This window comes from Streptomyces sp. R44 (assembly GCF_041053105.1).
Taxonomy (GTDB): Bacteria; Actinomycetota; Actinomycetes; order Streptomycetales; family Streptomycetaceae; genus Streptomyces.
Genome location: NZ_CP163444.1, coordinates 3901187 through 3927235 on the forward strand (window position 1 = coordinate 3901187; position 26049 = coordinate 3927235).

General features: G+C 71.7%; 26 protein-coding genes. 11 read left to right on the forward strand and 15 right to left on the reverse strand.

Features of this window, described 5'->3' with window-relative positions; all coding sequences use genetic code 11:
- Positions 1-39: 39 nt before the first annotated feature.
- From AB5J54_RS17950 to AB5J54_RS17965, 4 genes are all read right to left on the reverse strand, one after another.
- Positions 40-1035 (reverse strand): hypothetical protein, encoded by a 996-nt coding sequence (locus tag AB5J54_RS17950; RefSeq protein ID WP_369144915.1) that lies wholly within the window; start codon positions 1033-1035, stop codon positions 40-42.
- A 130-nt stretch (positions 1036-1165) separates the two neighbouring features.
- A complete protein-coding gene (locus AB5J54_RS17955) occupies positions 1166-2164 on the reverse strand; it encodes an ABC transporter substrate-binding protein (RefSeq protein WP_369144916.1) in 999 nt (332 codons plus the stop codon).
- Between the two features lie 5 nt (positions 2165-2169).
- Complete coding sequence (locus tag AB5J54_RS17960) at positions 2170-2844, reverse strand: ABC transporter permease (RefSeq protein ID WP_369144917.1); 675 nt, start codon at positions 2842-2844, stop codon at positions 2170-2172.
- A gap of 1 nt (position 2845) precedes the next feature.
- Positions 2846-3532: an ABC transporter permease gene (locus AB5J54_RS17965; RefSeq protein ID WP_369144918.1), complete on the reverse strand. Its 687-nt coding sequence runs from the start codon at positions 3530-3532 to the stop codon at positions 2846-2848.
- A 142-nt stretch (positions 3533-3674) separates the two neighbouring features.
- Here AB5J54_RS17965 and AB5J54_RS17970 point away from each other — a divergent pair, with 142 nt between their 5' ends.
- Positions 3675-4688: an ABC transporter ATP-binding protein gene (locus AB5J54_RS17970; protein ID WP_369144919.1), complete on the forward strand. Its 1014-nt coding sequence runs from the start codon at positions 3675-3677 to the stop codon at positions 4686-4688.
- Here AB5J54_RS17970 and AB5J54_RS17975 read toward each other — a convergent pair.
- A complete protein-coding gene (locus tag AB5J54_RS17975) occupies positions 4685-5797 on the reverse strand; it encodes an alpha/beta hydrolase (RefSeq protein WP_369144920.1) in 1113 nt (370 codons plus the stop codon). The two genes, AB5J54_RS17970 and AB5J54_RS17975, sit on opposite strands and share 4 nt — an antisense overlap.
- A 165-nt stretch (positions 5798-5962) precedes the next feature.
- On the opposite strand from AB5J54_RS17975, the gene AB5J54_RS17980 reads away from it, so the two are divergent.
- From AB5J54_RS17980 to AB5J54_RS18005, 6 genes are all read left to right on the forward strand, one after another.
- Positions 5963-7798, forward strand: a complete 1836-nt coding sequence (locus tag AB5J54_RS17980; RefSeq protein ID WP_369144921.1) for a phosphatidylglycerol lysyltransferase domain-containing protein — start codon at positions 5963-5965, stop codon at positions 7796-7798.
- 28 nt (positions 7799-7826) lie between these two features.
- The gene (gene folP / locus AB5J54_RS17985) at positions 7827-8687 is read left to right on the forward strand and encodes a dihydropteroate synthase (RefSeq protein WP_369144922.1); all 861 of its coding nucleotides are present in this window, start codon (positions 7827-7829) and stop codon (positions 8685-8687) included.
- A complete protein-coding gene (locus tag AB5J54_RS17990; protein ID WP_369144923.1) occupies positions 8684-9172 on the forward strand; it encodes a nuclear transport factor 2 family protein in 489 nt (162 codons plus the stop codon). Before folP ends, AB5J54_RS17990 begins: the two co-directional genes overlap by 4 nt.
- 121 nt (positions 9173-9293) lie before the next feature.
- Positions 9294-9653: a dihydroneopterin aldolase gene (gene folB, locus AB5J54_RS17995; RefSeq protein WP_116160313.1), complete on the forward strand. Its 360-nt coding sequence runs from the start codon at positions 9294-9296 to the stop codon at positions 9651-9653.
- Positions 9650-10249, forward strand: coding sequence for a 2-amino-4-hydroxy-6-hydroxymethyldihydropteridine diphosphokinase (gene folK, locus AB5J54_RS18000; protein WP_369144924.1), 600 nt, complete (start codon positions 9650-9652; stop codon positions 10247-10249). The genes folB and folK overlap by 4 nt, the downstream gene beginning before the upstream one ends.
- Positions 10250-10298: 49 nt before the next feature.
- The gene (locus AB5J54_RS18005) at positions 10299-10784 is read left to right on the forward strand and encodes a DUF3180 domain-containing protein (RefSeq protein ID WP_369144925.1); all 486 of its coding nucleotides are present in this window, start codon (positions 10299-10301) and stop codon (positions 10782-10784) included.
- 3 nt (positions 10785-10787) lie between these two features.
- Here the strand turns inward: AB5J54_RS18005 and AB5J54_RS18010 are convergent, their stop codons facing one another.
- The 7 genes from AB5J54_RS18010 to dacB all read right to left on the reverse strand — a co-directional run bounded on the left by AB5J54_RS18010 (position 10788) and on the right by dacB (position 19049).
- Positions 10788-11777 (reverse strand): hypothetical protein, encoded by a 990-nt coding sequence (locus AB5J54_RS18010; RefSeq protein ID WP_369144926.1) that lies wholly within the window; start codon positions 11775-11777, stop codon positions 10788-10790.
- Between the two features lie 69 nt (positions 11778-11846).
- The gene (folE, locus tag AB5J54_RS18015; RefSeq protein ID WP_369144927.1) at positions 11847-12452 is read right to left on the reverse strand and encodes a GTP cyclohydrolase I FolE; all 606 of its coding nucleotides are present in this window, start codon (positions 12450-12452) and stop codon (positions 11847-11849) included.
- Between the two features lie 99 nt (positions 12453-12551).
- Positions 12552-14570, reverse strand: coding sequence for an ATP-dependent zinc metalloprotease FtsH (gene ftsH / locus AB5J54_RS18020; protein ID WP_369144929.1), 2019 nt, complete (start codon positions 14568-14570; stop codon positions 12552-12554).
- A 172-nt stretch (positions 14571-14742) separates the two neighbouring features.
- Complete coding sequence (hpt, locus tag AB5J54_RS18025; protein ID WP_030219931.1) at positions 14743-15282, reverse strand: hypoxanthine phosphoribosyltransferase; 540 nt, start codon at positions 15280-15282, stop codon at positions 14743-14745.
- Positions 15283-15323: 41 nt separating this feature from the next.
- Positions 15324-16322 carry a tRNA lysidine(34) synthetase TilS gene (tilS, locus tag AB5J54_RS18030; RefSeq protein WP_369144930.1) on the reverse strand — a complete coding sequence of 333 codons (999 nt, stop codon included), beginning with the start codon at positions 16320-16322 and terminating at the stop codon, positions 15324-15326.
- A gap of 208 nt (positions 16323-16530) precedes the next feature.
- Positions 16531-17670, reverse strand: coding sequence for a zinc-dependent metalloprotease (locus AB5J54_RS18035; RefSeq protein ID WP_369144931.1), 1140 nt, complete (start codon positions 17668-17670; stop codon positions 16531-16533).
- Positions 17671-17729: 59 nt separating this feature from the next.
- Positions 17730-19049, reverse strand: coding sequence for a D-alanyl-D-alanine carboxypeptidase/D-alanyl-D-alanine-endopeptidase (dacB, locus tag AB5J54_RS18040; RefSeq protein WP_369144933.1), 1320 nt, complete (start codon positions 19047-19049; stop codon positions 17730-17732).
- 102 nt (positions 19050-19151) lie between these two features.
- Between dacB and AB5J54_RS18045 the strand changes: the two genes are divergently transcribed.
- On the forward strand, positions 19152-19643 hold the full coding sequence (locus AB5J54_RS18045) for an inorganic diphosphatase (RefSeq protein ID WP_015034462.1): 492 nt from the start codon (positions 19152-19154) through the stop codon (positions 19641-19643).
- Between the two features lie 115 nt (positions 19644-19758).
- Positions 19759-21417 carry a threonine/serine exporter family protein gene (locus AB5J54_RS18050; protein WP_369144934.1) on the forward strand — a complete coding sequence of 553 codons (1659 nt, stop codon included), beginning with the start codon at positions 19759-19761 and terminating at the stop codon, positions 21415-21417.
- 9 nt (positions 21418-21426) lie between these two features.
- On the opposite strand, the gene AB5J54_RS18055 is transcribed toward AB5J54_RS18050, so the two are convergent.
- The gene (locus tag AB5J54_RS18055) at positions 21427-22119 is read right to left on the reverse strand and encodes a DedA family protein (RefSeq protein ID WP_369144936.1); all 693 of its coding nucleotides are present in this window, start codon (positions 22117-22119) and stop codon (positions 21427-21429) included.
- A gap of 151 nt (positions 22120-22270) precedes the next feature.
- Here AB5J54_RS18055 and AB5J54_RS18060 point away from each other — a divergent pair, with 151 nt between their 5' ends.
- Positions 22271-22639: a YbjQ family protein gene (locus AB5J54_RS18060; RefSeq protein ID WP_351177667.1), complete on the forward strand. Its 369-nt coding sequence runs from the start codon at positions 22271-22273 to the stop codon at positions 22637-22639.
- Between the two features lie 3 nt (positions 22640-22642).
- Here the strand turns inward: AB5J54_RS18060 and AB5J54_RS18065 are convergent, their stop codons facing one another.
- Complete coding sequence (locus tag AB5J54_RS18065; RefSeq protein ID WP_369144937.1) at positions 22643-23404, reverse strand: MerR family transcriptional regulator; 762 nt, start codon at positions 23402-23404, stop codon at positions 22643-22645.
- Between the two features lie 136 nt (positions 23405-23540).
- Here AB5J54_RS18065 and AB5J54_RS18070 point away from each other — a divergent pair, with 136 nt between their 5' ends.
- Positions 23541-24824, forward strand: a complete 1284-nt coding sequence (locus tag AB5J54_RS18070) for an ion channel protein (protein WP_369144939.1) — start codon at positions 23541-23543, stop codon at positions 24822-24824.
- A gap of 22 nt (positions 24825-24846) precedes the next feature.
- On the opposite strand, the gene AB5J54_RS18075 is transcribed toward AB5J54_RS18070, so the two are convergent.
- Positions 24847-25908, reverse strand: coding sequence for an exo-alpha-sialidase (locus AB5J54_RS18075; RefSeq protein ID WP_369144940.1), 1062 nt, complete (start codon positions 25906-25908; stop codon positions 24847-24849).
- Positions 25909-26049: the final 141 nt, after the last annotated feature.

The window sequence follows — 26049 nt, forward strand, 5'->3', positions numbered from 1 at the left end:
CCTTGCGGAACGCCTGCCCACAACGGACGGGGCGCACCGTCAGGAGTTGACCGCGCCGCGGAGTTCCGCCACGTCCAGTTGTTCCGTTTCGTCGTGGGCCGTCAGGTCGATGACCTGGCCGACCGCCCGGGGCGCCGCAAGGGCCAGGACCTCCTCGCCCACGACGTCCGCGAGGTCGGAGTTCTGCACGGCCTCGATGACCGCCTCCGCCTTCTGCGTACCGAAGAAGTCGAAGCCGCCCTCGGGCCGCGGGACGGGCCTGCGCGCCGCGTACGGCACGATCGCGGCCGCGACCGGCACCGCCGGCAGGGCGGTGGAGGCGGGCGGGAGCGCGGGAGCGGTGGCGGCCGTACGGGTGTGCTGCTCGGTTCCGGCGGCCGCCGCGTGCTTCCCCTGCGGCTCCTCCGTCTCCTGGGCGCGCTCGGCGAGGTCGCGGGCGCGGGCCGCCTCGGCCGTGCGGCGCGCCTGCTGGGCCGCGGCGTTGCGGGGGAGGTCGCGCAGCGCCTGGGCGGCGCGGCGGTACGCCTCCGGGGTGGGCGTGGAGCCGCCGGCGGGCAGCGCCTTCGTCTCGGTCGCGGTGCTCGTCTCCAGGGCGAGGACGCGGCGGCCTTCGAGGGCGCTGGCCCGCTCCGTCTCCGCGGTGGCGTACCGGCGGAGCAGGTCGGCGTGCTCGCCGCGCAGCCCGGCCAGCTCCACGCGCTTGGCGCGGAGCTTGGCGTCGAGCCGGGCGCGGAGCGCGCGGGACTCCTCCAGGTCGGCCTCCAGCTCGGCGGTCCGCTCCTCGGCCTTCCACACCTCGGCGGCGCGCGCCCGGTCGAGCTCGGCGACCTTCAGACCGGCGCTCCGGTCCCAACTGCGCATGAGGACGGCACCGGTGATGGCGGCGGCCGCCGCCGCGGCCGCGAGCAGCCGCGCGATCACCGGGTCGCCGGGCAGCCAGGCGGCCGCGGCGCACACGACCGCGGCGCCGGCGACCGCGGAGGGCGGCAGCAGCTTGTGCAGAGGCGGGGAATGGCGGTGGCGTCCACGTGGCATGGCCTGAAATTTACCGTGCGTAGGCGCCATGTGGGGCGTCAGCCCGGCAATCTCTTGGCCACTTCTCGCCATCAGAAGTGGATATCGATGGTTCCGGTTCCGTTTCGGGCCGACTCCCCTCCCCCGCCGCCTACTTCTTGAGCAGCCCCTTCGTCTCCAGATACTCCTTGGCGACGTCCTCGGGCTTCGCCCGCTCGGCATCCACCTTGCGGTTGAGTTCGGCGAGATCCGCTGTGGTCAGCACCTTGGTGATCTTGTCGAGGGCGGCGGCTATCTCCGGAGAACCGGCGTCCTTGGCGTTGACGACCGGCAGCACGTTGTCCGCGTTCTGCAGGTGCTTGTCATCGGTGAGGAAGACCAGGCCGTACGTGTCGATCGTGGCGTCCGTGGTGGTCGTCAGGACCAGCTGGTCCACGCCGTCCTTGACCGCCTGCTTGGCCTGCGGCGTACCGACGCCCTTGGGGTCGATCCCGGCCACGTCGATCCCGTACGTCTTCTTCAGACCGGGCGCGCAGAAGGGCCGCACCGCGCATTCGTCACCGGCGGCGATCTTCACCTTCAGCTTCGAGGCGCCGAGATCGGAAAGCGTCGTCAGCTTGTTCTTCCCGGCGAATTCCTTCGTCACCGCGAAGGCGTTCTGATCGACGGCCTCTCCCGCCGCGAGCACCTTCAGACCGCGCGGTTCGGCGAGCTTCCGCAGCGCGTCGACGGTGGCCGTCACGTCGCCCGAGGCGACCGGCTTGTCCTCGGGCGCCTTCGGCCCGTTCACCTTCGCGTTGAGGAATTCCGCGATCGTCGCCGCGTATTCCGGGACGACGTCGATCTCGCCCTTCTCTAGGGAGGGTTCGTACAGCTCGCGATTCTTCACCGTGGTGATGGACACCGAGTATCCGGCGGCCCGCAGCGACTGCGCGTACAGCTCGGCGAGGACCTTGGCCTCGGTGAAGGCGGCCGCTCCGACGACCAGCGAGCCCTTCTCCCCGCCGCCGGAGGCGCCGGAGCTCCCGGAGTCCTTCTTCTTGCCTTCCTCCAGGCTGTCACCGCCGCACGCCGCGAGGGCGGCGGTCAGCGCCGCCGTACCCAGCAGCGCGCCCGCGATACGCGAGACCCTGTTCACGAGATCACCCATCCCAGTCAGCGTTCAACAAGTCTTCTGTGTCGGTCGAAAAGCCGGTCCGCGCCCACCAGGACGCCCTCCACCAGGAGGGCGAGCAGCGCCACGAGCACGGCGCCCGCGACGACCCGCGCGGTGTCGTACGTGGCGAAGCCGGCCGTGATGATCCGGCCCAGGCCGCCCTGTCCGACCATCGCGGCGACCGTCGCCGTGGCGACCACCTGAACGGCGGCCGAGCGGACCCCGGTCATCACCACGGGCCGGGCCAGCGGGAGTTCGACTCGCAGGAAGAGCTGGCCGCCCGTCATCCCCATGCCCCGCGCGGCCCGGACCGCGGCCCGGTCCACCTCCCGCACCCCCACGTACGCGTTGGTGAGGAGCGGGGGTATCGCGAAGAGCACCAGGGCCACCACGGTCGGGACATAGCCGGCGTTCCGCAGGGGCGACACCATGAACAGGGCGAGCACCGCGAAGACGGGGATCGCCCGCCCCACGTTCGACACGTTCACCGCGAGTGCCCCGCCCCGGCCGAGGTGGCCGAGCCACAGGCCGAGCGGCAGCGCGAGCGTCGCGGCGATCAGGAGCGCGGCCCCGCTCACGTACACGTGCTCGGCGAGCCGCTGCCCGATGCCGTCCTCGCCCGTCCAGTGCGCGCCGGTGGTGAGCCAGCCCCAGGCGTCCGTCACGATGCCCATCTCACCCACCCCCCGGCGCGGTCCGTATCCGGGTCCACGGCGTCAGCAGCCGCTGGAGGCCCAGGAGCAGCAGGTCGGCGGTGACGGCGAGCAGCACACACAGCACCGAGGCGGCGAGCATCTGCGCCTTGAAGAAGGTCGGCAGCGCGTCCTCGATGAGATTGCCCAGACCGCCGCGGCCGACGACCGAACCGACCGTCGTCAGCGCGATCGTGGAGACCGTCGCCATCCGTATGCCCGCCATCAGCACCGGGAGCGCGAGGGGGAGTTCGACCTGCCAGAGCATCCGCAGCGAGCCGTACCCCATGCCCCGGGCGGCCTCCCGCGTCTCGGCCGGCACGGCGGCGAGCCCCGCCAGGGTGTTCCGCACGAGGATCGTCAGCGCGTACAGCACGAGGCCGGTCACGACGAGCGCCGCCGAGAGCCCGAAGAAGGGCAGCAGCAGCGAGAACATCGCGAGCGACGGCACCGTGTAGAGCAGGGTGGTCAGACCGAGGACCGGGCCGGCGAACCGGGGCCGGGCGCGGACGAGCAGTGCGAGGGGCACCGCGACGGCGAGCGCGATCAGCACGGACACGACGGTGATTCCCACATGCTGGAGCAGCGCGTCCGTCAACTCCTCGCCGCGCGTGCGCAGATACTCACCGCAGATCCAGTCGTTCGTGACCAGACAGTTCGGCGCGCTCATCGTCCCTCCCCCCGGCTCGTCGACCTCCCGAACGCTTGTGTGACGACCCTAACCCCCGCCACCGACAATCCCCGAGACCCGCCACAATGCGGCAACACGCCCTTCACACACCCCCGGCGCCCAGGGGACAGAATGGGGAACCATGATCCGGTTCGAGCACGTGACCAAGCGGTACGACGACGGCACGACGGCGGTCGACGACCTCTCCTTCGAGGTCGCCGAGGGCGAACTCGTCACCCTGGTCGGCCCGTCCGGCTGCGGCAAGACGACCACGATGATGATGGTGAACCGGCTCGTCGAGCCGACCTCCGGCCGCGTCCTCGTCGACGGGAAGGACATCGCCGGCGTCGACCCGGTCGCCCTGCGCCGCAAGATCGGCTACGTCATCCAGCAGGTCGGGCTCTTCCCGCACCGCACGGTCCTCGACAACACCGCGACCGTCCCCGCCCTCCTCGGCTGGAAGAAGGCCGCCGCACGCGCGCGTGCGGCCGAACTCCTCGACCTCGTCGGCCTCGACCCGGCCGTGTACGGCTCCCGCTACCCCGCCCAGCTCTCCGGCGGCCAGCGCCAGCGCGTCGGGGTCGCCCGCGCCCTCGCCGCCGACCCGCCCGTCCTCCTCATGGACGAGCCCTTCGGCGCGGTCGACCCGGTCGTCCGCGAGCGCCTCCAGAACGAGTTCCTCGCGCTCCAGGCCACCGTCCGCAAGACCGTCCTCCTCGTCACCCACGACATCGAGGAGGCCGTCCGCATGGGCGACCGCATGGCCGTCTACGGGCACGGACGCATCGAACAGTTCGACACACCCGCCACCGTCCTCGGCTCCCCCGCCACCCCGTACGTCGCGGACTTCGTCGGCAGCGACCGCGGCCTCAAGCGGCTCGCGGTCACCCCCGTCACCGAGGCCGACCTCGATCCCGTACCCGGCACCGGCCCCGGCAAGGACCTGGACGGCACCCGTGTACCCCTCGGGACCTCCCTCAAGGACGCCCTCGCCGAGCTCCTCCAGCACGACACCGGCCGGCTCACCGTCACCGGCGAGGACGGCCAGCCGCTCGGCGTCCTCACCCCCGCCGGCGTCCACCGCGCCCTGCGCCGCGCCTCGGCACCCGACGACGCCCCAGAGCCGTCTTTTCCGGATCCGAAAGAGACTGCCTAGTCCGCGCGGAGCCTCTCGCCCAGCCACACCAGGCCCGGCGGGATCTCCCGGTTCCACGTGTTGAAGTTGTGGCCGCCGCTGTCCAGGACGATCGACGAGACCTGCGCCGGGCTCCTCACCTTCCGGATGAACTCCCGCGTGCCCTTCAGGTTGCCCTCGCCCTTCTTCGACGTCGTCACCAGGAACGAGGTGTTCCCCGCCTTCCCGTGGTCCAGGCTCCACAGCAGGTCGCCCCGCCTGCGCAGCGCGGCGTCCCCGTGGAACAGGTCCCCGGTGGTGACGTCCTCCGCCGCCTTGTAGTACGCCGAGAAGCCCGCACCGGCCGCGAACCGGTCCGGGTGGTGGAGGGCGATCTTCAGCGCGCAGTAACCACCCGTCGAGTTCCCCATGAAGCCCCAGTTCCGCGCCTTCGTCCCCACCCGGTACGTCTCCGAGACCGCCTTCGGCAGGTCCTCGGCGAAGAAGGTCTCCACCCGCGGGCCCCCGGGGATGTCCACGCACTCGGTGTCCCGCGGCGGCGCCACCGTCGGACGCAGCATCACCAGGATCATCGGCTGCATCCGCCCCTCCTTCGCCTGGAGGTACGCCGTCCGGGGGTACTTGAGGCCCTTGATCAGGTTCTCCGCCGTGCCCGGGTAGCCCGTGAGCACCACGGCCGCCGGGAACGTCCGCTTCGCGTACTTCTCCTGGAAGTACTCCGGCGGCAGGTACACGTAGGCCTGCGAGGCGATCCCCGACCGCTCCCCCTCCACCACGACCTTCTGGATCTGTCCGCCGACCGAGGGACGGCCGCCGCCGGGCACGTCGACCGCCTGCGTCCCCACCACCCGTACGTCCTTCGAACCGGCCGCGTGGTCGACGACCACCCCCATCTCCTGCTCCTGCCCGAACAGGTCGGCCCACGAGCCGTAGAAGAGGAACGAACGATTCGCCGCGAGGCCCACCGCCGCGAACAGCGCCACCTGGGTCACGAGCAGCAGCCCCACCCGGCCCACGACCGGCCGCCAGCCGCGCCGCGCGAGCCGCGGCCACAGCCAGACGGTGGCCAGGAACAGCACCACGGCCAGCACCACGGCCGACACGAGGACTTTGTCGCTGGTGAGACCCATGAGACGACCGAGCCTTCTTTCCGAGATTTTCCTGTGGACGAATGAACCCGACCCCGCGCGCCTTCGTCATAGAAGGCGCACCGGCCGGAACGGCCCGCCGAACGCGCCGCAGGGCCCGACCGGAGTCAAAGACCCTGCGCAGGACCACGGGAAGTACAGGAAGCCATGTCTGTCACGGTAGATGGGGACAAATCAGGATTGGTTCCGGTTCGGGTCCGACGGATTCTCCGCGGCCCCCGTCCCGAGAAGGTCCCGGCCCTCGTCGGCACGGCCTGCACCCTCATCGGCCTCATCGACATCGCCGCCGGGGTCTTCCCCCGCTTCCGCGCCAGTCGCATGCACGCCGTCGCCGAAGTCCTCCCGGGCACCCTCGGCCCCCTCTCCGCCGCCCTCTCCCTGAGCGTCGGCGTCCTCCTCCTGCTCCTCGCCCACGGCCTCAAGAGGAACAAGCGCCGCGCCTGGCGCGCCGCCGTGGTCCTCCTCCCCCTCGGCGCCGCCGCCCAGTTCGTCTGGCGTCACTCCGTCCTCGGCGCCCTCCTCTCCCTCGTCCTCCTCACCCTCCTCGTACGTCACCGGGACGAGTTCGCCGCCCTCCCCGACCCCCGCAGCCGCTGGCGGGCCCTCGCCAACTTCGTCGTCATGGGCGCCGGATCCATCGCCCTCGGCCTCGTCATCGTCAGCGCCCACCCCCGCCGCGTCGTCGGCAGCCCCAGCCTCGCCGACCGACTCGAGCACGTCCTGTACGGACTCCTCGGCATCGAAGGCCCCGTCGCCTACACCAAGGGCGTCGACTGGACCGTCGGCTACTCCCTCGGCGCCCTCGGCATGCTGACCGCGCTCACCACCATCTACCTGGCCTTCCGCCCCGAGCACCCCGCCGCCCGCCTCACCGACGACGACGAGACCCGGCTCCGCACCCTGCTCGACCAGCACGGCGGCCGCGACTCCCTCGGCCACTTCGCACTCCGCCGCGACAAGGGCGTCGTCTTCTCCCCCAGCGGCAAGGCCGCCGTCTGCTACCGCGTCGTCTCCGGCGTCATGCTCGCCAGCGGCGACCCCATCGGCGACGTCGAAGCCTGGCCCGGCGCCATCGAACGCTTCATGGACGAGGCCAAGGCCCACTCCTGGACCCCCGCCGTCATGGGCTGCTCCGAGACCGGCGGCCAGGTCTGGACCCGCGAGACCGGCCTCGACGCCCTCGAACTCGGCGACGAGGCGGTGGTCGACGTCGCGGATTTCTCCCTCTCCGGCCGGGCCATGCGCAACGTCCGCCAGATGGTCAAACGCATCGAACGCAACGGCTACACCACCCAGGTCCGCCGGGTCCGTGACCTCGACGACGAAGAACTCGAACGCGTCCGCCGCGCCGCCGCCGACTGGCGCGGCACCGACACCGAACGCGGCTTCTCCATGGCCCTCGGCCGCATCGGCGCCCCCGGCGACGGCGACGCCGTCATAGCGACCGCCCACAAGGACGACGACGCCTCGCCCTACGGCGACCTCAAGGCGGTCATCCACTTCGTGCCCTGGGGCCCCGACGGCATGTCCCTCGAACTCATGCGCCGCGACCGCTCCGCCGACCCCGGCATGAACGAGCTCCTCATCGTCGCCGCCCTCCAGGCCTCCCCCGACCTCGGCATCACGCGCGTGTCCCTCAACTTCGCCATGTTCCGCGCCGCCCTCGCCCGCGGCGAGAAGATCGGCGCAGGGCCCGTCCTGCGGATCTGGCGCGGCCTCCTCGTCTTCCTCTCCCGCTGGTTCCAGATCGAGTCGCTCTACAAGTTCAACGCCAAGTTCCGGCCACGCTGGGAACCCCGCTTCGTCGTCTACCGCAAGAGCCGCGACCTGCCCCGCATCGGCTTCGCCGCCATGCAGGCCGAAGGCTTCGTGAACGTCTCCCTGCCCCGGCCCTTCTCCCGCAGGCGCCCCGCGCCGGCCCCCCGCCCCTGCGCCCACATCGTCCCCGCCCAGACGGCCGACCGTGAGGTCCGCGCGGCCTGATATCGCCCCTGGGCCCTACGCTGGACACATGAGTACGACGATCGACCGGGGCACGGCCCAGGGCCTGCCGGAGTGGGACCGCTGCGCGGTCATGGGCGTGATCAACGTGACCCCCGACTCCTTCTCCGACGGCGGCCGCTGGTTCGACACCACGGCCGCCGTCAAACACGGCCTCGACCTGGTCGCCGAGGGCGCCGACCTCGTCGACGTCGGCGGCGAGTCCACCCGCCCCGGCGCCACCCGCGTCGACGAGGACGAAGAGCTCCGCCGCGTCATCCCCGTGGTCCGCGGCCTCGCCGCCGAAGGCGTCACCGTCTCCGTCGACACCATGCGCGCCGCCGTCGCCGCCCGCGCCGTCGAAGCCGGCGCCGTCCTCGTCAACGACGTCAGCGGCGGCCTCGCCGACCCCGGCATGGTCCCCGCCGTCGCCGCCGCCGAAGTCCCCTTCGTCGTCATGCACTGGCGCGGCTTCAGCGAGAACATGAACAGCCTCGCCGTGTACGACGACGTCGTCGGCGAGGTCGTCGGGGAACTCCGCACCCGCATGGAGGCCGTCGTCGACGGCGGCATCGCCCCCGAACGGATCGTCATCGACCCCGGCCTCGGCTTCGCCAAACTCGCCCCGCACGACCTGGCCCTCGTCGCCCACCTCCCCGAACTCCGCGCCCTCGGCCGCCCCCTCCTCGTCGCCGCCTCCCGCAAGCGGTTCCTCGGCCACGTCCTCACCCGCGAGGGCGCCACCCCGCCGCCCGCCCGCGAGCGCGACGCCGCCACCGCCGCCGTCTCCGCCATCGCCGCCCACACGGGCGCGTGGGCCGTCCGCGTCCACGAGGTACGGGCCACCGCCGACGCCGTACGGGTCGCCAGAGCCGTCGAGGGAGCCGCGTGAGCCGCACGGACCGCGGCACCGACGAGGCAGCCGTCGAAGCCGCCAACACCGCCTTCTACGGGGCCATGGAGACCGGCGACTTCGAGAGCCTCTCCGGACTCTGGCTCGACGACGGAGCCACCCCCATCACCTGCGTCCACCCCGGCTGGCCCGTCCTCACCGGCCGCGGCGAGGTGCTCCGCTCGTACGCCCTGATCATGGCGAACACCGACTACATCCAGTTCTTCCTCACCGACCTGCGGATCTCCCTCGCCGGCGACACCGCCCTCGTCACCTGCACCGAGAACATCCTCAGCGGCGGACCCGCCGAGGACGGCGCCGAGCTCGGCCCCCTCGTGGGCCAGCTCGTCGTCGCCACCAATGTGTTCCGCCGCACACCCGCGGGCTGGCGGATCTGGTCCCACCACGCCTCCCCCGTCCTGGGAGACACCGAGGAAACGGGCGGTCCCGAGGACGGCCCCGAGGCTTCGAATCCACCCGTCTGACCCGCCCCCGGCCCCCCAAGGGCAAGCGCTGTCGGTCCCCGCAGGTAGATTCGAAGTGGACACCCGGCCGTCCGCACCCGGCTGCGTGGCCACCCGAACTACGACAGCAGGAGTGATTCGCGTGGATCGTGTCGCGCTGCGCGGCCTCAAGGCCCGGGGCCACCACGGCGTCTTCCCCAAGGAGCGCGAGGAGGGTCAGACCTTCATCGTGGACCTGGTCCTCGGCCTGGACACCCGCCCGGCGGCCGCCGAGGACGACCTCACGAAGACCGTGCACTACGGCATCGTCGCCGAAGAGGTCGTCGACGTCGTCCAGGGCGAGCCCGTCGACCTCATCGAAACCCTCGCCGAGCGCATCGCCCAGCAGTGCCTCAGCCACGCCGGGGTACAAGAGGTGGAGGTCGTCGTCCACAAGCCGGACGCGCCCATCACCGTGCCGTTCGACGACGTGACCATCACGATCACCCGGAGCCGACGATGAAGCCGACGCAGAGCGACCCCACCGTCCAGCCCGTGCCGGCCTCCGTCGTCGAGACCGTCGACGCCGCCGACACCACCCTCTCCAACCCCCGCTGGGCCGTCCTCGCCCTCGGCGCCAACCTCGGCAACCGCCTGGAGACCCTCCAGGGCGCCGTCGACGCCCTGGGCGACACCCCCGGCCTCCGGGTCAAAGCCGTCTCCCCCGTCTACGAGACGGCCCCCTGGGGCGTCGAGCCCGGCACCCAGCCCTCGTACCTCAACGCCGTCGCCCTCGTGAAGACGACGCTGCCGCCCTCCTCCCTCCTGGAGCGGGCCCACGCCGTCGAGGAGGCCTTCCACCGCGTCCGCGAGGAGCGCTGGGGCGCCCGCACCATCGACGTCGACATCGTCGCCTACGCGGACGTGATCTCCGAGGACCCCGTCCTCACCCTCCCCCACCCCCGCGCCCACCAGCGCGCCTTCGTCCTCGCCCCCTGGCACGACGTGGACCCCGAAGCACAGCTCCCCGGCCACGGCCCCGTGGCCGACCTCCTCGCCGTCCTCGGCCACGAAGGCGTCACTCCCCGTGCCGACCTGGAACTCCGTCTCCCGGAGTAGTCGTTACGCTCGTGCCAGACCGCCCCAGCGACGACACGAAGGACATCCGGTGAAACAACTGCGGCTGAAGGTGCTCACCGGACTGTTCCTCGTGGCCGGCATCCTCTCCTGGGGAGCCGCCCGGCTCTGGGACGCGGTCGGCACCCTCCCCAGCGTGCCGATCGCCGCACCCATCGTCCTCGCCGTGATCGCCGTGGTCCTCACCGCGACCGCCCTCTCGATCCGCGCCCGCCTCAAGGCCCAGCGCGAGCGCCGCCCCGGCGCCAAGGGCGTCGAACCCCTGATGGCGGCCCGCGCGGTGGTCTTCGGCCAGGCGAGCGCCCTGGTCGCCGCCCTCGTCGCCGGCATGTACGGCGGCACGGGCGTCTTCCTCCTGGGCTCCCTCGACGTCCCCGCCCGCCGCGACCAGGCCCTCTACGCGGCCTTCTCGGTCGCGGCGGGCATCGCCGTCATCGCCGCCGCCCTCTTCCTGGAGCGCGTCTGCAAGCTCCCGGAGGACGACGACAACGACAAGGGCCGCGCTCCGACCGCCTGACCCTCACCAGGGCTCCCGCACGAGGTGCCCGTTCACCAGGAAGGTGGGGTACGGGGCCAGCCGGTAGCTGTAGAAGGTGAAGGGCTTGGCACCCAGGGCGGTACGGGGGCGGACCTCGTGGACCTTGATCCAGGTGGATTCCGGGGGGCTGATCCGGTGGTGCTCGGGGACGAAGGTGCCACGGCCTGCCCAACGGTCCGACACACAGAGTCGCGAGGCTCCCGCACTTGCCGGGGTGAACCGGGCCCCGATGACGGGAGCGAGCTCGGCCAGGAAGGGAACGTTGGCGCTCGTCATCACGCGCCCGCGCCATTGCCTGCTGCGGTAGCCGTCACCTTCGATGTATCCGTCGAGGAACCCTTCGACGGTATCGATGTCCCGCAGCACCACGCGCGGAAATCGCTGCCGCATGTGGTGTGGATCCCCGCCCACGTAGTGCCGCATCGCATCGGACAGGTACGAGGAGACCACCCGGACCCTGAAACCCGGCAGGTCGCGCTTCAGATAGCCGGAGGGGCGGCTCACCGCTTCCAGGCGGGCGGGCAGACCCGTACAGGCGGTCAACGCGGTCGCGTACCGGGAGGCGAAGTCCTCCTCGTTCACGACCAGCGAGACATAGTTCTTGCCGACCGTGCCGTCGGCGCACGTGGCCCCGACGAAGTAGCCGAACTCGTATCCCGGCTTGATCGTCAGCCGTTCCCGGCACAGCTTCTTCGCGTGCGTCCAGGCGATCGCCGCCCCCGCAGCGTCCGCCGCCGGCGCCCAGCCGTCCGTAGTGAGCAGGAGCAGGTCCGGGCCGGCGGTGAAGGTCATGTGGTCCGTGACCACGTCGACGGCCTGCCGCCCCTTCACCGCCGTCACGTCCACGACCGTGGTCTGCACCGTCCGGTCGCCGTCCAGCGTCCACATCGCGCTGCCCGGAGCCACGTTCTTGGCCTGCACGCAACCGTCCACCAGGTTGACCAGCATCTTGCTGGTCGGTCCGTACCCCATACCGCCCCCTTGATCAGCGATGAACTCCGCTGATCAAGGACGCTATGGAGCAAGGCGGACAGTCCGCTACTAACGGGCCAATATCAGGGACATAGCCTCAGCACGTGTAGTAGCGTCACGAAGTTGGCCACGTACCGCCGAGGTGGTCGTCTTCGCGCCCGGCTTGCGGATGCCGCGCAACGACATACACATGTGCTCGGCCTCGATCACGACGATCGCGCCACGGGCCTCAAGGATCTTCATCAGCGAATCGGCGATCTGAGTGGTCAGCCGCTCCTGGACCTGCGGGCGCCGCGCGAAGACGTCGACCAGACGCGCCAGCTTCGAGAGTCCAGTGATCTTGCCGCTTTCCGCCGGAATGTAGCCCACATGGGCCACGCCATGGAACGGGAGCAAATGATGTTCGCAGAATGAAACGAGTTCAATGTCCTTCACGAGGACCATTTCGTCGTGACCGAGGTCAAAAGTTGTGGTCAAGACATCCTCGGGCTCCTGGTGCATCCCCGCCAGCAATTCCCTGTATGCACGTGCAACGCGTGCAGGGGTCTGCTGCAGTCCCTCGCGGTCCGGGTCCTCACCGACCGCGATGAGGAGCTCCCGTACGGCGTTCTCGGCGCGCTTCTCGTCGAACTCGCCGATCATGCCCTCGCCGTCCAGCGTCACCGGGTCGGTCATCCTGTCCTCGTTCCGTCTGACTGTGTGCGCGCGAAAGAGCCGCGCCCCCACAGGCTAGAACCTGTGGGGGCGCGGCTTCCATTCCGGGGTGCCCGGGCGTCAGTCCTCGGGGGTGTCCACCGGGGCGATGTCGATGCCCTTGGTGGTGTCCACCGCCGGGGCCGCCGTGCCGTTCGCGCTGTTCGTCAGGGCCAGCTCCTTGGGGGAGAGGACCGGCGGGCGCGTGGACGGGGTGCGGCGGGCCGAGCCCGTCCAGGCCGGGCGGGCCGGGCGCTTGACGATGGGGGCGAAGATCTCGGCGATCTCCTCCTTGCCCAGCGTCTCCTTCTCCAGCAGGGCGAGGACCAGGTTGTCGAGGACGTCGCGGTTCTCGACCAGGATCTCCCAGGCCTCGTTGTGCGCGGTCTCGATGAGCTTCTTGACCTCTTCGTCGACCAGCGCCGCGACCTCTTCCGAGTAGTCGCGCTGGTGCGCCATCTCACGGCCGAGGAAGGGCTCGGTGTTGTCGCCGCCGAACTTGATGGCGCCGAGCCGCTCGGTCATGCCGTACTGCGTGACCATCGCGCGGGCCGTGCCGGTGGCCTTCTCGATGTCGTTGGCCGCGCCCGTGGTCGGGTCGTGGAAGACGAGCTCCTCGGCCGCGCGCCCGCCCAGCATGTACGCCAGCTGGTCGAGCATCTCGTTGCGCGTGGTCGAGTACTTGTCCTCCTCCGGGAGCACCATCGTGTAGCCCAGGGCACGGCCGCGGGACAGGATGGTGATCTTGTGGACGGGGTCGGCGTTCGGCGAGGCCGCCGCGACGAGGGCGTGGCCGCCCTCGTGGTACGCGGTGATCTTCTTCTCCTTGTCCGACATGATCCGGGTCCGCTTCTGCGGGCCCGCGACCACACGGTCGATCGCCTCGTCCAGAGCCTTGTTGTCGATCAGCTTCTGGTCGCTGCGGGCGGTGAGGAGCGCCGCCTCGTTGAGGACGTTGGAGAGGTCCGCGCCGGTGAAGCCGGGGGTGCGGCGGGCGACGGCACTGAGGTCGACGTCCGGCGCGACCGGCTTGCCCTTCTGGTGGACCTTGAGGATCTCCAGACGGCCCTGCATGTCCGGGCGGTCGACGGCGATCTGCCGGTCGAAGCGGCCGGGGCGCAGGAGGGCCGGGTCGAGGATGTCGGGGCGGTTCGTGGCGGCGATCAGGATGACGCCGCCCTTCACGTCGAAGCCGTCCATCTCGACGAGGAGCTGGTTGAGGGTCTGCTCGCGCTCGTCGTGGCCGCCGCCGAGGCCGGCGCCGCGGTGGCGTCCGACGGCGTCGATCTCGTCGACGAAGACGATCGCGGGAGCGTTGGCCTTGGCCTGCTCGAAGAGGTCGCGGACCCGGGAGGCGCCGACACCGACGAACATCTCGACGAAGTCGGAGCCGGAGATCGAGTAGAACGGCACGCCGGCCTCGCCGGCGACGGCGCGCGCGAGGAGCGTCTTGCCGGTTCCGGGCGGACCGTAGAGCAGGACGCCCTTGGGGATCTTGGCGCCGACGGCCTGGAACTTCGCGGGCTCCTGGAGGAACTCCTTGATCTCGTGGAGTTCCTCGACGGCCTCGTCCGAGCCGGCGACGTCGGCGAACGTGGTCTTCGGCGTGTCCTTGGTGATGAGCTTCGCCTTGGACTTGCCGAACTGCATGACGCGGGAGCCGCCGCCCTGCATCTGGTTCATCAGGAAGAGGAAGACGACCACGATGAGGACGAAGGGGAGGAGCGAGAGCAGGATCGAGACGAAGGGCGACTGCTTCGTCGGGGAGACGGTGTAGCCCTTCTCGATCTGCCCGGCCTCGAACTTCTCCTGGAGCTTGTCGGCGAGGTCCGCGCCCTGGGTGCCGATGTAGCTGGCCTGGACCTTGCTGCTCTTGTCGATCTTCTGGCCGTCGACGAGCTCGATCTTGATGATCTGCTCGTCACCGGTGGTGAGCTTTGCCTGCTTGACCTGGTTCTTGTCGATCGCCTGGACGACCTGGCCGGTGTCCACCGTCTTGTAGCCCTCGGACGAGCCGACGACCTGCATCAGCACGACCACGGCGAGGACGGCCAGCACGATCCACATGACCGGCCCACGGAAGTATCGCTTCACGTCCATCCATACGGAGCGAGTACGCCCCGTCCCTCCTGCCCGTAGGAAAATGCTGCTGTGAGAGCTGCTGTGTGAAAAAGCTGTTCTTCGGACGGTACCTCAGCATCGTCGCCCGCGACCGCCTTCCCGTGGTTCAACGGAGGGAAGGCGGTGCGGGTTCCCCGTGAGGCCGGGGGACTCAGCCGCCGTAGACGTGCGGGGCGAGCGTGCCGACGAACGGCAGGTTCCGGTACTTCTCCGCGTAGTCGAGGCCGTAGCCGACGACGAACTCGTTGGGGATGTCGAAGCCGATCCACTTGACGTCGATGGCGACCTTCGCGGCCTCCGGCTTGCGCAGGAGGGTGCACACCTCGAGGGAGGCGGGCTCGCGGGAGCCGAGGTTCGACAGCAGCCAGGACAGGGTCAGGCCGGAGTCGATGATGTCCTCGACGATCAGGACGTGCTTGCCCTTGATGTCGGTGTCGAGGTCCTTGAGGATCCGGACGACGCCGGAGGACTGGGTGCCGGCGCCGTAGGAGGAGACGGCCATCCAGTCCATGGTGACGGGGGTGGACAGGGCGCGAGCCAGATCCGCCATCACCATCACCGCGCCCTTGAGGACGCCGACGATGAGCAGGTCCTTGCCCGCGTATTCCGCGTCGATCTTCGCGGCCAGCTCTGCCAGCTTGGCGTCGATCTCTTCCTTGGTGATGAGCACCGACTGGAGGTCGGTGCCCATGTCCTTCTCGTTCACCCGGGTCACTTTCGTTGCAGCGTGCGTCAGCCTTGCCGGATGACCAGTCTGCCACCCTGACGGCGCGCTTCGACGCGGCCGGGCAGGTTGATGGCCCCTTGACCACGCCATCCGGTGATGAGCCGGTCGACTTCTTCGATGTGGCGGGCGAAGAGGGAGCCGGCGGGGGCGCCCTCGGCGATGACGGCGCGGCGCAGGACTCGGCGGCGTACGGCGGGGGGCAGCCCGAAGAGCTTGGCGCATTCGAGGGCGCCCGCCTCGTCGCGTACGGCGGTCTCGGCGTCGGCGGCCCAGGTGTCGAGGGCGTCGGCGTCGTCGCGGGAGAGCTGGGCCGTTCGGGCGAGGGCTTCGACGACGCCCTTGCCGAGGGCCTTCTCGAGGGCGGGGAGGCCCTCGTGGCGGAGGCGGGAGCGGGTGTAGGCGGGGTCGCTGTTGTGCGGGTCGTCCCAGACGGCGAGTTCCTGGGCGATGCAGGCCTTGCGGACGGTCTGGCGGTCGAGCTGGAGGAAGGGGCGCCGGTAGCGGCCGGAGGTGCCGGAGACGGCGGCCATGCCGGAGAGGGAGCGGATGCCGGAGCCGCGGGCGAGGCCGAGGAGGACGGTCTCGGCCTGGTCGTCGCGGGTGTGGCCGAGGAGGACCGCGGTGGCGCCGTGGCGCTCGGCGGCGGCGTCGAGGGCGGCGTACCGGGCGTCGCGGGCGGCGGCCTCGGGTCCTCCTTCGCGGCCGACGGTGACCGTGACGGACTCGACGGGGGTGAGGCCGAGGGCGGTCATGCGTCCGGCGACCTCGGCGGCCCGGGTGTCGGAGCCGTCCTGGAGGCCGTGGTCGACGGTGATGCCGCCGGCGCGTACGGGGAGTTTGCGGGCCTCGAAGGCGAGGGCGGAGGCGAGCGCCATGGAGTCGGCGCCTCCGGAGCAGGCGACGAGGACGAGCGGTTCGGAGCCGGTCGTGTTCTCGGTGATGACGTCGTGGAGTACGCGGCGGACCGCCAGGCGTATCGCCGCGACCGCAGGATGGGGACCCATGTCCGGTGCCCTTCGTGAATGGGGTGGGGTGCCTCGGTCGGAGTCTTAACGGTCGGAAAGGGGGGTTCGGTCACTCAGAGTGCGTCGATGGTGACAGAAACCCGGCCGTTACCCGAGCATTGCACGCCTCACCCCATGCCCAGGGTCCCTCGGATGGGTGATTGGTGGGGGGTTCCGAGGTGTTCCTGTGTCGTGTGCCGCTCCTGTCTCAGGAGTCTGCCTTACGGTGCACCCTCGCGATCCAGTCGGCGGGGGCGGCGATCTCGGTCTTGGTGGGGAGCGTGTTGGGTGAGGTCCAGACGCGGTTGAAGCCGTCCATGCCGACCTGGTCGACGACGGCGCGGACGAAGCGCTCGCCGTCGCGGTACTGGCGGAGCTTGGCGTCGAGGCCGAGGAGCCTGCGCAGGGCGAGGTCGAGGCGGGAGGCGCCGCGGGCGCGGCGGGCCTGGAACTTCTCGCGGATCTCGGCGACGGAGGGGACGACCTGGGGTCCGACGCCGTCCATGACGTAGTCGGCGTGGCCTTCGAGGAGCGACATGACGGCGGTGAGGCGGCCGAGGATCTCGCGCTGTTCGGGGGTCTGGACGAGTTCGACGAGGGAGGGGGAGGGTTCGCCCTCCTCACCCTCGGGGCGGCCGCCGGCGAGGGTCTGGGCGGCTTCGCGGAGGCGTTCGACGACGGTGCCGGGGTCGACGTCGGTGGCGGCGAGGAATGACTGGATCTCGCCCTGGAGGTGGTCGCGGAGCCAGGGGACGGCGGTGAACTGGGTGCGGTGGGTCTCCTCGTGGAGGCAGACCCAGAGCCGGAAGTCGTGCGGGGAGACGTCGAGTTCGCGTTCGACGTGGACGACGTTCGGGGCGACGAGGAGGAGGCGTCCGCCGCCGTTGGCGCCGGCGGGGAGGTCGCGGGTGGCGGGGGCGAAGGTCTCGTACTGGCCGAGGATGCGGGAGGCCAGGAAGGACAGCAGCATCCCGAGTTCGACGCCGGTGACCTTGCCGCCGACGGCGCCGAGGAGGGCGCTGCCGGCGTTGCCGGAGCGGCGCTCCTGCATCTTGCCGAGGAGCGGGGTGAGGAGTTCGCGGAAGCCGGCGACGTTGGCCTTGATCCAGCCGACGCGGTCGACGACGAGGACGGGGGTGTCGTGCGGTTCGGCGCCCTCGGGGATCATCCGGGTGTAGGCGCGGACGTGTTCCTCGGAGGCCTTGGCGTGCCTGCGGAGTTCGGCGACGACCTCGCGGGCCTCGTCGCGGCTGACTTCGGGTCCGGGCCGCACGAGGCGGGTCGCGGTCGCGACCGCGAGGTTCCAGTCGACCATCCCGGATGTGCCTGCGCCACCGATGCTCGTCATGCGTCAACCGTACGGGCTCGGCGCCTGTTCGGTGAGGGTTCGAAGCGGGGCGTGTGGGCTCACTTCCGGCCCGCGAGGGCGGCGGAGAGCCGGTCGAGGGCGGGCTGTGCCTCGTACGGGGAGGGGGTGCGGCCGGCGAGGAACGCGAAGGCGAGGAGACGTCCGTCGGGGGTGACGACGGTTCCGGCGAGCGTGTTGACGCCCGTGAGGGTGCCGGTCTTGGCGCGGACGAGCCCGGCGCCGGCGGGGGCGCTGTCGAAGCGGCCGGCGAGGGTGCCGGTGAAGCCGCCGACGGGCAGTCCGGTGAGGAGGGGGCGCAGGGCGGGGCGGGCGGGGTCGGCCGCCCGGGTGAGGAGTCCGGTGAGGAGGGCGGCGGAGACGCGGTCGCGCCGGTCGAGTCCGCTGCCGTCGGCGAACCGGGCCCCGGCGACGGGGACGCCGAGCCGGGCGAGCTCGTCGCGCACGGCCTTCTCGGCGCCCTGGAAGCTCGCGGGCTGCCTGCGGGCGAGGGCGGTCTGCCGGGCGAGGGCCTCGGCGAGGTCGTTGTCGCTGTTCGTGAGGGTCCGCTCGACGAGGTCGGCGAGGGGGGCGGAGTACGTACGGGCGAGGGGGGCGCCCTGGGGGGTGCGGCCGGGGGCGGGCTCGCCGGTGACCTTGATCCCGGCCTCGGTGAGGAGGCCGGCGAAGGCGGTGGCGGTGTCGCCGGCCGGGTCGGCGGTGCGGGGGGCGGGGCCGCTGCGGCTGTCGTCGAGGCGTCCTTCGCGGGTCATGAGGGCGACGACGGGGGCGATGTTCTCGTTGGGGCCGATGGGGTGGAGGGCGGGGCCCTTGTAGAGGCTCGTGTCGTGGGCGAGGCGTACGGAGGTGCGGCCGCGGGCCTTGAGGGCGCGGGCGGTGTCGGCGGCGAGGGCCTTGAGACGGGCCCGGTCGAGGGTGGGGTCGCCGCCGCCGGTGAGGGTGACGGTCCCGCCGTCGGGGGAGGCGGTGACGGTGGTGGGGATGCGGTGCTCGGGGCCGAGGGCGGAGAGCGCGGCAGCGGCGGTGGCGATCTTGACCGTGGAGGCGGGCGTCATGGGGGTGCTCGCGCCCTCGCCGTAGAGCTGCCCGCCGGTGGCGGTGTCGACGACGGAGGCGGTACGGAGCGGGCCGAGGCCGGGGTCGGCGAGGAGCGGGACGAGGAGGGCGGCGAGGTCGGCGTCGCGTCCCCGGGGGGCCGGGGCGTGACGCGTGCCACCCGTCGTGGGGGCGGCGGCGAGGGCCCGCTCGGCCGTACGCTGGCCTCCGTCCCATGGTCCGGCGGCGGTGACGGCCGCGGCGGCCAGGACGAGACCGAGGGCGGCGGAGCCCGCCGTGAACTGCCACGTCCTCGGCTCCGGCATTGCTGACCAGCCCCTTTCGCGATCACACACGTGCGTGAGGGACACTTAATCACCGCGCGCCGTCGCGAGCATTCACTTGTGTTGATTCAGGAGGAGCCACCCGTGGAGTTCGACGTTCTCATCGAGATCCCGAAGGGATCGCGGAACAAGTACGAGGTCGACCACGAGACCGGTCGCATCCGCCTGGACCGTCGCCTCTTCACGTCGACGGCCTACCCGACCGACTACGGCTACGTCGAGAACACCCTCGGCGAGGACGGCGACCCGCTGGACGCGCTCGTGATCCTCGACGAGCCGACCTTCCCGGGCTGCCTGATCAAGTGCCGCGCCATCGGCATGTTCCGCATGACGGACGAGGCCGGCGGCGACGACAAGCTGCTGTGCGTGCCGGCGACGGACCCGCGCATGGAGCACCTGCGCGACATCCACCACGTGGCCGAGTTCGACCGCCTGGAGATCCAGCACTTCTTCGAGGTCTACAAGGACCTGGAGCCGGGCAAGTCCGTCGAGGGCGCCGACTGGGTCGGCCGCGCCGAGGCCGAGGCCGAGATCGAGAAGTCTTACGCGCGCGCCAAGGAGCAGGGCGGCCACTGAGCCCCCGCTCGCGTGACATGTGAAGGCGGTGCACCTCTTGGGGTGCACCGCCTTTCGCACATCCGTCGCACCTTCATACTGGAATCCACGATTCCCTGGGGATGAGGCGGAGAGAGTGGTGGCGGAGCCGGAGGGCCCCGAGGAGGCTCCTGAGGACCGGAAGCCGCAGTCGGACGAGGCGCGGAGCGCGTTCGTGCCGCCGGCCGGGGTGGAGCAGCCCGCGCCGCCCGAGGAGGATCAGCCGACCTCCGAGTTCGCCCTTCCCCCGGGCCTGACGACGGAGCCGGTGCAGGAGCCGGAGGGTTCGGCGTTCGCCCCGCCCGCCACATACTCGGCCAAGGACTCCCCGCCCGCGTTCACCCCGGCGTACGGGGTGCCGCTGGTGCGGCTCCCGCAGGACGCTCCGTGGCAGGACCGGATGCGGACGATGCTGCGGCTGCCGGTGGGTGAGCGGCCGGTGCCGGAGGCGCCGCGCAAGGAGGACGAGTCCGGGCCCTCGGTGCCGCGTGTGCTCGACCTGACCCTCCGCATCGGCGAGCTGCTGCTCGCGGGCGGGGAGGGCGCGGAGGACGTCGAGGCGGCGATGTTCGCGATCTGCCGCTCGTACGGTCTGGACCGGGTCGAGCCGACGGTGACGTTCACCCTGTTGTCCGTCACCTACCAGCCCTCGCTCGTGGACGACCCGATCACGGCGAACCGGACGGTACGGCGCCGGGGCACGGACTACACGCGGCTCGCGGCGGTGTACCAGCTGCTTGCGGACATCAACGCGCAGGCACACGAGGTGACGCCGGAGGAGGCGTACCGGCGGCTGGCTGAGATCCGGCGGAACCGGCACCCCTACCCGGGCTGGGTCCTGACGGCGGCGGCCGGCGTCCTGGCCGGTGCGGCCTCGGTGCTGCTCGGCGGCGGTCCGACGGTCTTCTTCGTGGCGGCGCTCGGCGCGGTCCTCGGCGACCGGCTCGCGTGGCTGTTCGCGGGGCGCGGGATGCCGGAGTTCTACCAGTTCCTGGTGGCGGCGATGCCGCCGGCGGCGATGGGCGTGCTCCTGACGATGCTGCACGCGGACCTGCGTCCGTCGGCGGTGATCACGGGTGGCCTGTTCGCGCTGATTCCGGGGCGGGCGCTCGTCGCGGCCGTGCAGGACGGTCTGACCGGCTTCTACATCACGGCCTCGGCCCGGCTCCTGGAGGTCGCGTACTTCTTCGTCGCGATCGTGGTGGGCGTGCTGTCGGTGCTGTACATCGCGGTGCAGTTCGACGCGCAGCTGAATCCGGAGGGGGCGCTGCGGGCGGTGGAGCGGCCGGTGACGCAGACCCTGGCGTCGATGGTGCTGTGCGCGACCTTCGCGATCCTGTTGCAGCAGTCGCGGGGCACGGTGCTGTTCGCGACGCTGAACGGCGGGGTGGCGTGGGTGATCTACGCGTCGATCGCGGTGACCGCCGAGGGTTCGACGGTGATGGCGACGGCGGTGGCGGCCGGTCTGGTGGGCCTCTTCGGGCAGCTGATCGCCCGCTATCACCACACCTCGTCGCTGCCGTACGTGACGGCCGCGATCGGTCCGCTGCTGCCCGGTTCCGCGACGTACTTCGGGGTGCTCGCGATCGCCCAGAACAACCTGGACCAGGGCTTCGCCTCGCTCGCGAAGGCGGCGGCGCTCGCCCTGGCGATCGCGATCGGCGTGAACCTGGGAAGCGAGCTGGCCCGCCTCTTCATGCAGGCCCCGGGCGCGGCGGCGGCGCGGCGCGCGGCGAAGCGCACCCGGGGTTTCTAGGTCCGGTTCCTACCGCTTGGCGTGACGGCCGCGCGGGTTCGGGGTGCCGGGGGCGTCGTGGTCGCTGTGCTGCGGGTTCTTCTTCGACTGGGAACGGGCCCGGAGGAGCTCGATCACGACGGGGATCACGGAGATCAGGACGATCCCGACGAGGATCATCTCGATGTGCTTGTGGACGAACTCGATCTTGCCGAGGGAGGCGCCGAGCAGGGTCACACCCGCGCCCCACAGCACGCCACCGATGATGTTGAACGTGATGAACGAGCGGTAGTTCATCTTGCTGACGCCCGCGATGATCGGCGTGAACGTCCGGATGATCGGGACGAAGCGGGCCAGGATCAGCGACTTGGGGCCGTGCTTCTCGAAGAACTCGTGCGCCTTCTCGACGTTCTCCTGCTTGAAGAGCTTGGAGTCGGGGCGCTTGAAGAGGGACGGCCCGACCTTGCGGCCGAAGAGATAGCCGACCTGGTCGCCGACGATGGCGGCGGCCGCCACCAGGGTGCACACCAGCCACAGCGGCGTGTCCAGCTTGTTCGTGGTGACGAGCAGGCCGGTGGTGAAGAGCAGCGAGTCGCCGGGCAGGAAGAACCCGATGAGGAGGCCGGACTCGGCGAAGACGATGACCAGGACACCGATCAGACCAAAGGTCTGGATCAGATAGTCCGGGTCCAGCCAGCTCGGTCCGAGGGCAAGCGTGTTCACGGGTTCCGGGCTCCTGCGGTCGGTGGGGGTTCGGGGGACGGCTGGCCCCAAGCTATCAACGCGGGCAGGAGGCCCCCGGTTCCACCCGGCCCCCACGGGATGCGGACCCGGCCCGCCGGCCCGAGGCTTGGGGGTCAGGAGGTGCATGCCGATGGGCATCGACGAGTACGGGGGCGGCCAGGGGCCGCACCCCGAAGTGCTGGTCGTGACGACGAACGACGTGCCGGGCTACGAGGTCCGGCAGGTCATCGGCGAGGTCTTCGGACTCACCGTCCGGTCCCGTCATCTGGGCAGCCAGATCGGCGCCGGCCTGAAGTCGATGATCGGCGGCGAGCTGAAGGGGCTGACGAAGACCCTCGTGGAGACCCGCAACCAGGCGATGGAACGCCTGGTGGAGCAGGCCAGGGCGCGCGGCGCGAACGCCGTGCTCATGTTCCGCTTCGACGTGACGGAAGCGGCGGACGTGGGCACGGAGGTGTGCGCCTACGGCACGGCGGTGGTGATCGGGCCGCGCGCCTGAGGCTCAGGCCGTCCGACGTGCGGCGTTCGCCCGGACCGCCTCCCTCAGGTGCTCGGGGAGGCCCGGGTGGATCGACTCGTAGAACGCGTGGAAGTTCTCGTCGGCGACGTACATCTCGGCGAGCTCCACATGGGTCCTCGGGTGGCACTCGAAGAACCAGGTGGTGAGGTGCCGGCGGTGGGCCTCGGCGAGGTCCATCGCCGCCTCGGACCCGGGGTCCGCGCCGCCGGCCATGAGGGCGGCGTAGGCGGCGCCCCAGGCGTCCACCTCGTCCTTCATCCGCTGCCACTCCTCCTTGCCGTACCCGGCGGCACGGGCCCGGGCCTGCTCGTGGGAGTGGGAGCCGCCCCAGCGGCGGGCGGTCTCCTCCGCGAACCGTTCGGGGTCCTTGTCCCCGAACACCTCGAACTTCTCCTCGGGGGTGAGGTTGATGCCCATCTTCTTCGCCTCCATGGCGTGCTCGACGGCCGCCGCCATCCTCCGGAGCTCCCCGATCCGCGCGGTCAGCAGCGTGTGCCGGCGCCGCAGGTGCTCCTGCGGGTCGGCGTGCGGGTCGTCGAGGAGGACGGCGACCTCTTCGAGGGGGAAGCCGAGCTCCCGGTAGAACAGGATCTGCTGGAGCCGGTCGAGGTCCTCGTCGTCGTAGCGGCGGTGCCCCGCCGTACTGCGGCCGCCCGGCGAGAGCAGCCCGATCGCGTCGTAGTGGTGCAGGGTGCGCACCGTGACCCCGGCGAAGCCGGCCACCTGTCCCACGGAGTAGCCCATCGGCCGTCCGCCCTTCTCTGTCGGTACGCCGTTCAGCCTGGGTCCTGACGCGACGTGAGGTGCAAGTGCCGCACCGGGGGTTGCCACTCGCGCCGTTCGGGATGTTGCGTCCCTTTTGCTCACATATGGTGGGGCGGTGGCCACCGATCATGCTCCGCCTCCCGCCGCCCCCGTGGAGGCGTCCGCCCGGCTCCTGCTCCCCCAGATCCTCCCCGCGCTCGTCGTCGGCGTGGGCGCGAGCCTGCTCTTCCTCGGGATCAGCGCCCTCGCGGAGAAGTTCCAGCACGTGCTCTGGAACGACCTGCCGGACGCGCTCGGCATCGGCGGCTACTCCTCCCTCTGGATCATCGTCATGCTCACGGCGACGGGCGTCGCCGTGGGGCTCGTCGTGTGGAAGGTCCCCGGACACGCCGGACCCGACCCCGCCTCCGAAGGGCTCGGCGGAGCACCGCTCGCCCCGGGCGTGGTGCCGGGCCTCCTCGTCGCCAGCACCCTCTCGCTGGCCGGCGGCGTCAGCCTCGGCCCCGAGAACCCGATCATCGCCGCCAACATCGCCCTCGCCTTCTGGCTCGGCAGCAAGGCGGTACCCGCCCTGCCGGGCGCGGCCTGGGTCGCGCTCGCCTCGGCCGGCACCATCGGCGCCCTCTTCGGCACCCCCGTGGCGGCGGCCCTCGTCCTCTCCGAGGCCCTGACCTCGCAACCGGGCCGCGGATCCCTCTGGGACCGGCTCTTCGCCCCGCTCGTGGCGGCCGGCGCCGGCGCGCTGACCACCGAGCTGATCTCCGAGCCGAGCTTCGACGTGGGGCTCCCGCCCCTGACCCACCCCGGTTACGGCGACATCCTCGCCGCCCTCGTCATCGCCTCCGCCGCGGCCGTCTTCGGCCTCGCCTCCTGCTACCTCTTCCCCTACGTCCACGCCGTCTTCCACCGGCTGCGGCACCCCATGCTGATGCTGCCCCTCGGCGGCCTCGTCCTCGGCCTTCTGGGCGCCCTCGGCGGGCACCTGACCCTGTTCAAGGGCCTGGCGGAGACCAAGGACCTCACCGCCGGGATCGGCGGCTGGTCCTCCGGCGAGCTCGCCAAGTTCGCCGTCGTCAAACTCCTCGCCCTCGTCGTCGCCGCCTCCTGCGGATTCCGGGGCGGCCGGATCTTCCCGGCCGTCTTCATCGGCGCCGCCTTCGGACTGCTCGCCCAGGCCCTCGTCCCCGAGGTCCACCCGGCCGTCGCCGTCTCCTCGGCCGTCCTCGGCGTTCTGCTCGCGACCACCCGGCAGGGCTGGATCAGCCTCTTCACCGGCGCGGTCCTGGCCTCCTCGCCCGCGATGCTCGCCCTCCTCTGCCTGGCCTCGCTCCCCGCCTGGCTCATCGTCACCGGCCGCCCCCAGCTCGAACTCGACCACCAGGGCAACGCCCTGCGCTGACCCCCGCCGCCGGCCCCGGGTCTCAGGGCTCCTCGTCCCCGCAGGCGAGCCGGAACTCCGACCACCGCACCCCGTCCGCCGTCAGCGCGTACCGACAGCGGGACCCCTGGCGCAGCAGGCCCAGCGGGGTCCGGCGGACGACGTGGGTGCCGTCCTTCAGGTCCACGAAGCCGCGGCCGCCGTCCACGCTCCCGTACCCCGACAGCTCCCCCGCGATCTCCACCCGCCCCCCGGGCCCCGGCACCGGCAGCCCCATCAGACTGCGGGGCTCCTCGACCGGCCCCGTGGTCCACACCCGGCTCCAGCTCCTGCCCCCGTCCACCGAGCGATGCAGCGCCCGCAGCCCGTTCTTCACGGGGTCGCCGCCCGTCAGCTCCCCCATCTCCGCCGCGTACACCGCGTCCTGACCCACCGCCACCGCCGCGTACCGCCCGGGCCCCTTCGCCGCGCTCGGCAGCCGGGCCGCCGTCCAGCCGCGGCCCCCGTCCCGGGAGACGGCGACCGCAGGACCGCCGGAGAGCGGGTCCGTGCCCGAGACCCACCAGGACCCGTCGGGCTCCCGCTGCTCGGCCGGCCGGGGATGCGCGCCGAGGAGCGGCCCCCGGGCGAGGGCCCGGCGCCGACCGTCCTGCGGCGAGACCACCACGAGCCGCTCCCGTTCGCACGCGTCGGGCAGGGCCCCGGCCGGGGCGGCGCAGTCGGTGGTGAGCACCGCCCCGACGGGTATCTCCGGGACCGTGCCGACCGTGCGCCGGTCGCCCGCGCGCCAACTCCGGCCGCCGTCCCGGGTGAACCACGTCCGCCCGCCGGGCCCCGCGCCGCCCTCCTCGACCAGCGCCCGGCCGGGCCCGAGCACCAGCAGGTTCGCCGAGACGCCCTCGTCCGCCGGTATCTCGGGCAGCGGGGAGCGCCGCAGCACCCACTCCTCCGCCCCGGCGTCCCGCACCGCCACGTGCTGCCGGCAGAAGCCGCTCCCCGGCGCCGCCGGCTCGGTCACGCACTCGGCGAGGAGCGCGAACCCGCTGCCGTCCCGCGCGAACCCCAGGCCGTGCGCCCAGCCGGGCAGCCCCGGCCCGGACGGCATCCGGGGCGGCGCCCCGAAGGCGCCCGCGCCCTCCCCCGTCGACCCCGGCCCCGTCGCCCCCGAGCCCGGCGCACCCGAAGCCGCCCGGTCCGTCCCCGACCCCGTACATCCGCTCAGTACCGTCAACACCAGCGCCACGAC

What these genes read in the sequence shown, in the direction of transcription:
- folP (WP_369144922.1), top strand. Translation starts at nt 7,827, where the DNA reads ATGAGTACGACGATCGACCGGGGCACGGCCCAGGGCCTGCCGGAGTGG.
- AB5J54_RS17970 (WP_369144919.1), top strand. Translation starts at nt 3,675, where the DNA reads ATGATCCGGTTCGAGCACGTGACCAAGCGGTACGACGACGGCACGACG.
- dacB (WP_369144933.1), bottom strand. Translation starts at nt 19,049, where the DNA reads ATGCCGGAGCCGAGGACGTGGCAGTTCACGGCGGGCTCCGCCGCCCTC.
- AB5J54_RS18010 (WP_369144926.1), bottom strand. Translation starts at nt 11,777, where the DNA reads ATGGGGTACGGACCGACCAGCAAGATGCTGGTCAACCTGGTGGACGGT.
- tilS (WP_369144930.1), bottom strand. Translation starts at nt 16,322, where the DNA reads ATGGGTCCCCATCCTGCGGTCGCGGCGATACGCCTGGCGGTCCGCCGC.
- AB5J54_RS17965 (WP_369144918.1), bottom strand. Translation starts at nt 3,532, where the DNA reads ATGAGCGCGCCGAACTGTCTGGTCACGAACGACTGGATCTGCGGTGAG.
- AB5J54_RS18075 (WP_369144940.1), bottom strand. Translation starts at nt 25,908, where the DNA reads ATGCCGTCCGGGCCGGGGCTGCCCGGCTGGGCGCACGGCCTGGGGTTC.
- ftsH (WP_369144929.1), bottom strand. Translation starts at nt 14,570, where the DNA reads ATGGACGTGAAGCGATACTTCCGTGGGCCGGTCATGTGGATCGTGCTG.
- AB5J54_RS17960 (WP_369144917.1), bottom strand. Translation starts at nt 2,844, where the DNA reads ATGGGCATCGTGACGGACGCCTGGGGCTGGCTCACCACCGGCGCGCAC.
- AB5J54_RS17955 (WP_369144916.1), bottom strand. Translation starts at nt 2,164, where the DNA reads ATGGGTGATCTCGTGAACAGGGTCTCGCGTATCGCGGGCGCGCTGCTG.
- AB5J54_RS17975 (WP_369144920.1), bottom strand. Translation starts at nt 5,797, where the DNA reads ATGGGTCTCACCAGCGACAAAGTCCTCGTGTCGGCCGTGGTGCTGGCC.
- folK (WP_369144924.1), top strand. Translation starts at nt 9,650, where the DNA reads ATGAAGCCGACGCAGAGCGACCCCACCGTCCAGCCCGTGCCGGCCTCC.
- AB5J54_RS17980 (WP_369144921.1), top strand. Translation starts at nt 5,963, where the DNA reads ATGTCTGTCACGGTAGATGGGGACAAATCAGGATTGGTTCCGGTTCGG.
- AB5J54_RS18035 (WP_369144931.1), bottom strand. Translation starts at nt 17,670, where the DNA reads ATGACGAGCATCGGTGGCGCAGGCACATCCGGGATGGTCGACTGGAAC.
- AB5J54_RS17950 (WP_369144915.1), bottom strand. Translation starts at nt 1,035, where the DNA reads ATGCCACGTGGACGCCACCGCCATTCCCCGCCTCTGCACAAGCTGCTG.
- AB5J54_RS18060 (WP_351177667.1), top strand. Translation starts at nt 22,271, where the DNA reads ATGGGCATCGACGAGTACGGGGGCGGCCAGGGGCCGCACCCCGAAGTG.
- AB5J54_RS18065 (WP_369144937.1), bottom strand. Translation starts at nt 23,404, where the DNA reads ATGGGCTACTCCGTGGGACAGGTGGCCGGCTTCGCCGGGGTCACGGTG.
- folE (WP_369144927.1), bottom strand. Translation starts at nt 12,452, where the DNA reads ATGACCGACCCGGTGACGCTGGACGGCGAGGGCATGATCGGCGAGTTC.
- hpt (WP_030219931.1), bottom strand. Translation starts at nt 15,282, where the DNA reads ATGGGCACCGACCTCCAGTCGGTGCTCATCACCAAGGAAGAGATCGAC.